The sequence below is a fragment of the Massilia sp. genome, from assembly GCF_032106685.1.
In the GTDB taxonomy this organism is placed as follows: Bacteria; Pseudomonadota; Gammaproteobacteria; order Burkholderiales; family Burkholderiaceae_D; genus Telluria.
The window spans coordinates 61,888-68,070 of the sequence record NZ_DAMCPG010000030.1 but is presented as its reverse complement, the minus strand read 5'-3'; the positions used below and the strand labels follow the sequence as shown (position 1 = coordinate 68,070).

The 6,183-nt window shown below is 69.5% G+C and carries 4 protein-coding genes; 2 read left to right on the top strand and 2 right to left on the bottom strand.

The window, feature by feature from the left end:
• Positions 1–3,326 (top strand): two-component regulator propeller domain-containing protein (locus RT688_RS16340; RefSeq protein WP_313705908.1); only part of this gene is annotated, 3,326 nt, incomplete at its 5' end.
• Positions 3,323–4,468 carry an alpha-hydroxy acid oxidase gene (locus tag RT688_RS16335; RefSeq protein WP_313705907.1) on the top strand — a complete coding sequence of 382 codons (1,146 nt, stop codon included), beginning with the start codon at positions 3,323–3,325 and terminating at the stop codon, positions 4,466–4,468. The genes RT688_RS16340 and RT688_RS16335, both read left to right, overlap by 4 nt.
• A 133-nt stretch (positions 4,469–4,601) precedes the next feature.
• Here the strand turns inward: RT688_RS16335 and RT688_RS16330 are convergent, their stop codons facing one another.
• Positions 4,602–5,546: a D-2-hydroxyacid dehydrogenase gene (locus tag RT688_RS16330; protein WP_313705906.1), complete on the bottom strand. Its 945-nt coding sequence runs from the start codon at positions 5,544–5,546 to the stop codon at positions 4,602–4,604.
• A gap of 175 nt (positions 5,547–5,721) precedes the next feature.
• A complete protein-coding gene (locus RT688_RS16325; protein ID WP_313705905.1) occupies positions 5,722–6,069 on the bottom strand; it encodes a hypothetical protein in 348 nt (115 codons plus the stop codon).
• Between the last annotated feature and the right edge of the window lie 114 nt (positions 6,070–6,183).

The window sequence follows — 6,183 nt, the reverse complement described above, 5'->3', positions numbered from 1 at the left end:
CGCGGACCATCTCGCGCACGTGCCGTCCGCCGGGGAAGATCCACGGCGCGCGCATCCTGTCGCTGTCGATGGGGCCGCGCGAGACGCTCTGGGTCGGCACCGAGGGCGGGCTGGAGGAATGGCGGCTCGGTCCGGGCCAGCCGCGGCGGCGCAAGGTAGAGGCGGGCGAGGGCCTCGGCGACCTGCGGATCCAGGCGCTGTACCACGACGCCGGCGGCACGCTGTGGGTCGGCACCGACTTCGACGGCCTGAAGTGGCGCGACCCCGCCAGCGGCCGTTTCGTCTCCTACCGCAACCATCCCCTCGACCAGCACAGCCTGTCGGACAACCAGGTGGCGGCGGTGCGCATCGACCGCACCGGCACGCTCTGGGTCGGCACCCGTTTCGGCGGCGTGAGCCGCACCGACCTGGCCAGCGGCGGCTTCTCCCGTTTCAGCCATTCCCCCGAGTTCGGCTACCAGCGCAGCGACCAGCACGGCGGCCAGCACGGCGGCCAGACCGGTTTCAGGAAGGTGCGCGATGTCGTCGCCCGCGCCGACGGCCAGCTGTGGATGGGCACGTCCGGCGCCGGCCTGCTGCTGCTCGACCCGGCAAGCGGACGCACGCGGCAGCTGCGCCATGACCCGCGGCGCGCCGCCTCGCTGCCGAGCGACGTGGTGCACAGCGTGTCGCTGGCCGACGGCCGGCTGTGGGTGGGCACCGGCGCCGGCCTGGCCTGGTGCGACGAGCGCGGCGGGGATTTCCACCGCCTCGACCTCGGCCCGGACGGCAACGCGGCCCAGGTCCAGGCGGTGATGAAGACGCGCGACGGCGCCACCTGGGTGGTCTCGCGCGCCGGCCTCTACCTGCTCGGGGCGGACCTCAAGGTGCGCGCCTCCTGGCGCCACGATCCCGGCAACCCGGACAGCCTCGGCGAAAACCGCCTGTTCGCCATGGCCGAGGACCGCGACGGCATCCTCTGGATCGGCACCGACAACGGACTGGACCGCTTCGACCGCGCCCGCGGCGTGTTCACCCATTACCGCCACGAGGAGGGCAAGCCCGCCAGCCTGCGCCACAACCGCGTCCACGACGTGCTGGTCTCGAACAGCGGCGAACTCTGGGTCGGCACGGCGGGCGGGCTGCACCGCATGGAGCGGGGCGCGGACGGCGCGCCGTCCTTTCGGTACTACACGATCACCGATACGCGCGACGCGGTGCCGATCGGCGCCATCCTCGAGGACGGCCAGGGCCGGCTGTGGGCCAGCACCACGGTCGGCATCAGCCGGTTCGACCCCGCCACCGGCCGCTACAAGCACTACACGGCCAAGGACGGCCTGCTCGACGGCAGCTACTTCATCGATTCGGCGGCGCGCGGGCCGGACGGCCAGCTGCACTTCGGCGGCGTCAACGGCTTGAGCTCGTTCCAGCCCGACGCGATCCGCGACAATCCCTTCCCGCCGGTGGTGCGCATCACGAATCTCCTGGTGTATAACAAGCCACGTCCCTTGCCGCAGGCGGGCGCGCTCGTGCTGTCGCACCGCGACGCCGTGTTCTCGCTCGAGTTCGCGGCGCTGCATTACGCCGATCCCGGCAGCAACCGCTATGCCTACCGGCTCGACGGCTTCGACGAGGACTGGGTCGAGACCAATGCCGGCAAGCGCTTCGCCGGCTATACCAACCTCGATCCCGGCAACTACGTGTTTCGCGTGCGCGGCAGCAACAAGGACGGGGTATGGGGCGAGGCGCCGGCCACGCTGTCGATCACGATCCTGCCGCCGTGGTGGAAGACCTGGTGGTTCCGCCTGCTGGCGCTGGCGTTGGCCGGGGCGGCGGCCTTCGGGGTCTACTGGCTGCGGGTGCGCGCGCTGGTGCAGCAGAAGGGACTGCTGGAGCGCCAGGTCAACGCCCGCACCGCCGAACTGCTGCTGCAGAAGGACGCCGCCGAGCGGCGCAAGCGCGAAGCCGAGGAGCAGAAGGAGGCGGCCGACCAGGCGCGGCGCAATATCGCGCTGCTGTCGGACATTGGGCGGCGCCTGACGGCCAACCTCGACATGGACGCCATCATGGACACCCTCCACGATCACGTCCAGGTGCTGATGGAGTCGCCGGTGTTCGGGGTGGGGGTGGCGCGCGCCGGCGAGGATGCGCTCGACATCCCGTACCTGGTGGTCGACGGCAAGCGCCGCGCGCCGGTCAGGCGCGCGCGGCGCGACCCGCACTCGCTGGCGGCCTGGTGCGTCGAGCACGGGCGCGAGGTCTTCATCAACGACCTGGCCACCGAAGCGACGCGCTACCTGCCGGCTTCCACGCCGGCCCAGGTGGCGGCCACCGTGCTGCCGGGCGCCGCCGATGGCCGCGCGCCGCGCGCGCTGCTCTACGTGCCGGTGTTGGCCGGCAAGCGCGTGCTGGGCGCCCTGGCGGTGCAGAGCTACACGCGCGGCGCCTACCAGCGCGTGCACCTGGACATGCTGCGCACCCTGGCCGCCTATGTCGGCGTGGCGCTCGACAATGCTCAGGCCTACCGCCAGCTGAAGGAGGTCCAGACCCAGCTCGCGGCCCAGGAAAAGCTCGCCGGCCTCGGTTCGCTGGTGGCGGGCGTCGCCCACGAGCTGAATACGCCGATCGGCAACAGCCTGCTGATGGCCAGCACCCTGCACGAGAAGACGCTCGCGGTCGACCGTGCCTTCGAAGCGGCGGCGCTGCGCCGCTCCGAGCTGGCCGGCTACATCGGCGCGTCGCGCGAAGCGCTCGCGCTGATCCAGCGCAGCCTGCACCAGGCCGCCGAGCTGGTGGACAGCTTCCGCCAGGTCTCGGTCGACCAGGGCAGCGCCCAGCGCCGCCGCTTCGACCTGGCGCGCGCCTGCCAGGAAATCGCGGCGACGATGATGAACAAGGTGCGCCTCGCCGGCCACAGCCTGGAGGTCGAGGTGCCGGAGGGGATCGCGATGGACAGCTATCCCGGGCCCTTCGGCCAGGTCCTGATCAACTTCGTGAACAACGCGCTGCTGCACGCCTTCGCGGCGCCGGGCGGGCGCATGCGGCTGACGGCGCGGGAGCAGGGCCCCGGCTGGGTCCAGCTGCGCTTCGCCGACGACGGCCGCGGCATCGCGCCGGAATACCTGGCGCGCGTGTTCGACCCCTTCTTCACCACCCGCATGGGGCAGGGCGGCACCGGCCTGGGCCTGAGCATCGCGCACACGATCGCCACGTCGCTGCTGGGCGGCGCGATCCGGATCGAGAGCGCGCCCGGCGCGGGCACCGTCTTCGTCCTCGACCTGCCCCTGGTGGCGGCCGAGGCGAGGACCGACGGACTATCCAACGACGAGAGGAAACTGCACGCATGAGCATCATCACCACCATCGAGGACCTGCGCGTACTGGCCAGGCGGCGCGTGCCGCGCATGTTCTACGACTACGCCGACGCCGGTTCGTGGACCGAGTCGACCTACCGCGCCAACGAGAGCGACTTCGCCGCCATCAAGTTCCGCCAGCGGGTGGCGGTGAACCTGGTCGACCGCAGCCTGACCAGTACGATGGTGGGGCAGGAAGTGGCGATGCCGGTGGCGCTGGCGCCGACCGGGCTGACCGGCATGCAGCATGCCGACGGCGAGATCCTGGCGGCGCGCGCGGCCGAGAAGCTCGGGGTGCCGTTCACGCTTTCGACGATGAGCATCTGCTCGATCGAGGACGTGGCCGCGCGCACTACCAGGCCGTTCTGGTTCCAGCTCTACGTGATGAAGGACCGCGACTTCATCAACCGCCTGATCGACCGCGCCAAAGCGGCGAACTGCTCGGCGCTGGTGCTCACGCTCGACCTGCAGGTGCTGGGCCAGCGCCACAAGGACATCCGCAACGGCATGACGGCGCCGCCGAAGCTGACCATCCCGAACCTGATGAACCTGGCCACCAAGCCGCGCTGGTGCCTGAACATGCTGCGCACGCCGCGCCGCCACTTCGGCAACATCGTCGGCCACGCGAAGAGCGTCTCGGACATGAGCTCGCTGTCGTCCTGGACCTCGCAGCAGTTCGACCCGGCGCTGAGCTGGAAGGACGTGGAATGGATCAAGGAGCGCTGGGGCGGCAAGCTGATCATCAAGGGCATCATGGACCCCGAGGACGCGCGCCTGTGCGTCGAGAGCGGCGCCGACGCGCTGATCGTCTCGAACCACGGCGGCCGCCAGCTCGACGGCGCGCCTTCGAGCATCCGCGCCTTGCCCGGAATCGTCGACGCCGTCGGCAGGCAGATCGAGGTGCACATGGACGGCGGCATCCGCTCGGGCCAGGACGTGATCCGCGCGCTGGCGCTGGGCGCCAAGGGCGTCTACATCGGCCGCCCCTTCCTCTACGGCCTGGGCGCGATGGGCGAGGCGGGCGTGGCGCGCTGCCTCGAGATCATCCGCAACGAGCTGGATTTGACCATGGCCTTCTGCGGCCTGCGCGACGTGCGGCAGGTGGACCGGAACATCCTGTTGCCGGGGACGTATTGAAGCCGGCGGTTCACACGCGCCGGGTTTGCACACATTGTATTGGTGGGTTCAAGAACCCACCCTACGACGCCGGGATTGAAAAACGTAGGGTGGGTTCTCGAACCCACCGCTGTACGGCCTGATCAGCGGCGAACTACACCGTATTCGTCGGCCGACCGCTTTCCCAGGCCTCGATATTCTCGACCAGCATGTCCGCCAGCGTCTGCATCGCCCCCGCGCTGGCCCAGGCCACGTGCGGCGTGAGGATGAAGTTCGGCAGGCGCAGCCCGAGCAGGGGATTGTTCGGCCCCGGCGGCTCCTGGCTCAGGACGTCGAAGCCGGCGCCGCCGATGGTGCGCCGCATCAGCGCCTCGGCCAGGGCCGCCTCGTGCACCAGGCCGCCGCGCGCGGTGTTGATCAGCAGGGCCGTCGGCTTCATGAGGCCGAGTTCGCGCGCGCCGATCATGTGGCGCGTCTGCTGCGAGAGCGGCAGGTGCAGGCTGACCACGTCCGAGCTCGCCAGCAGTTCGTCCAGCGCGAGCTGGGTCACGCCCGGCTCGTTCACGGGCGAGCGCGAGGTGGTGCAGACCTGCATCCCGAAGGCTTGTCCGATCTCGGCCACGCGCCGGCCGAGCGCGCCGAAGCCGACGATGCCCAGGCGGGTGCCGGCCAGGTCGCCGATCGGGTGGTCGAGCAGGCAGAAGCGGTTCGAATGTTCCCAGCGCCCGGCCTCGACGTCGGCGACGTAGGCGCGCAGGTTGCGGCGCAGGGCCAGCATCAGGGTGAAGCAGTGCTCGGGCACCGACACCAGGGAGTAGTTGCGGATGTTCGCCACCGCGATGCCGCGCGCCCGGCAGGCGGCCAGGTCGACGTTGTCGGTGCCGGTGGCCGCCACCGCCACCATCTTCAGGTCGGGCAGCCGGTCGATCACGTCGGCCCGCAGCACCACCTTGTTGGTGACGGCGATGGTGGCGCCGCGCAGGCGTTCGAGTACCTGGTCCGGTGCGGTGGCGGGGTAGTCGCGCCAGTCGTGTGCAAAGGCGGGCGGGCGCAGCGTCGCGATCAGGCTGTCGCGGTCGAGGAAGACGATCTTGTGCATGGCGCTTCTTTCGTCATGTGGAGTCGAACAATTGTAGAGCATGCATGGCGCATGAGCGCAAAAACGCAGCCGGGGCCGGAATAAAAAAGGCGAACAAAAGGGTGAAAAAGTGGAGCGAAAAAAAGACAGGGCGAGCCCTGTCTTTTTGGGTATATGGAGGGGAGCTCGAGCGGCTTTACTTGGTGGAGGCGGTGGTGGTGTTGTGATCCGCCGTGTCGTGCTTGGCTTCGGCCTTCTGTTCAGCCGCATCGGCCTTGGCTTCCGCCTTTTCCTTGGTGGCTTTCTTCTCGGCCTTGGCCTTCTTCTTGGCGGCATCGGCCTTGGCCTCGGCGACGTCGGCTTTCGCCTCGGCCTGGGCCTTCTCTACCTTGGCATCGGCCTTCGCGACATCCTTGGCTTCCTTGGCCTCGGCCTTGGCAGCAGCAGGCGTGGCGCCGTGGGTGCCGCCGTGGGTTGCGCTGGTCTGGGCGAATGCCGAGGTGGCGAACAGGCCTGCAATCAGGGTAGCGACGATTTTGCTCATGGTGTCTTTCCTTCATTAGTTGGAAAAATGTGGACGTCCCGTGCGGGGAAATTCCGGTGCTACTGAGCCGATAACGCGGTCCGTTTCGGCAACGTTGACGCTTATTACATCCCG

Excerpts from the sequence above, each read along its gene's own strand:
- RT688_RS16335 (WP_313705907.1), top strand. The coding sequence starts at position 3,323 with ATGAGCATCATCACCACCATCGAGGACCTGCGCGTACTGGCCAGGCGG.
- RT688_RS16330 (WP_313705906.1), bottom strand. The coding sequence starts at position 5,546 with ATGCACAAGATCGTCTTCCTCGACCGCGACAGCCTGATCGCGACGCTG.
- RT688_RS16325 (WP_313705905.1), bottom strand. The coding sequence starts at position 6,069 with ATGAGCAAAATCGTCGCTACCCTGATTGCAGGCCTGTTCGCCACCTCG.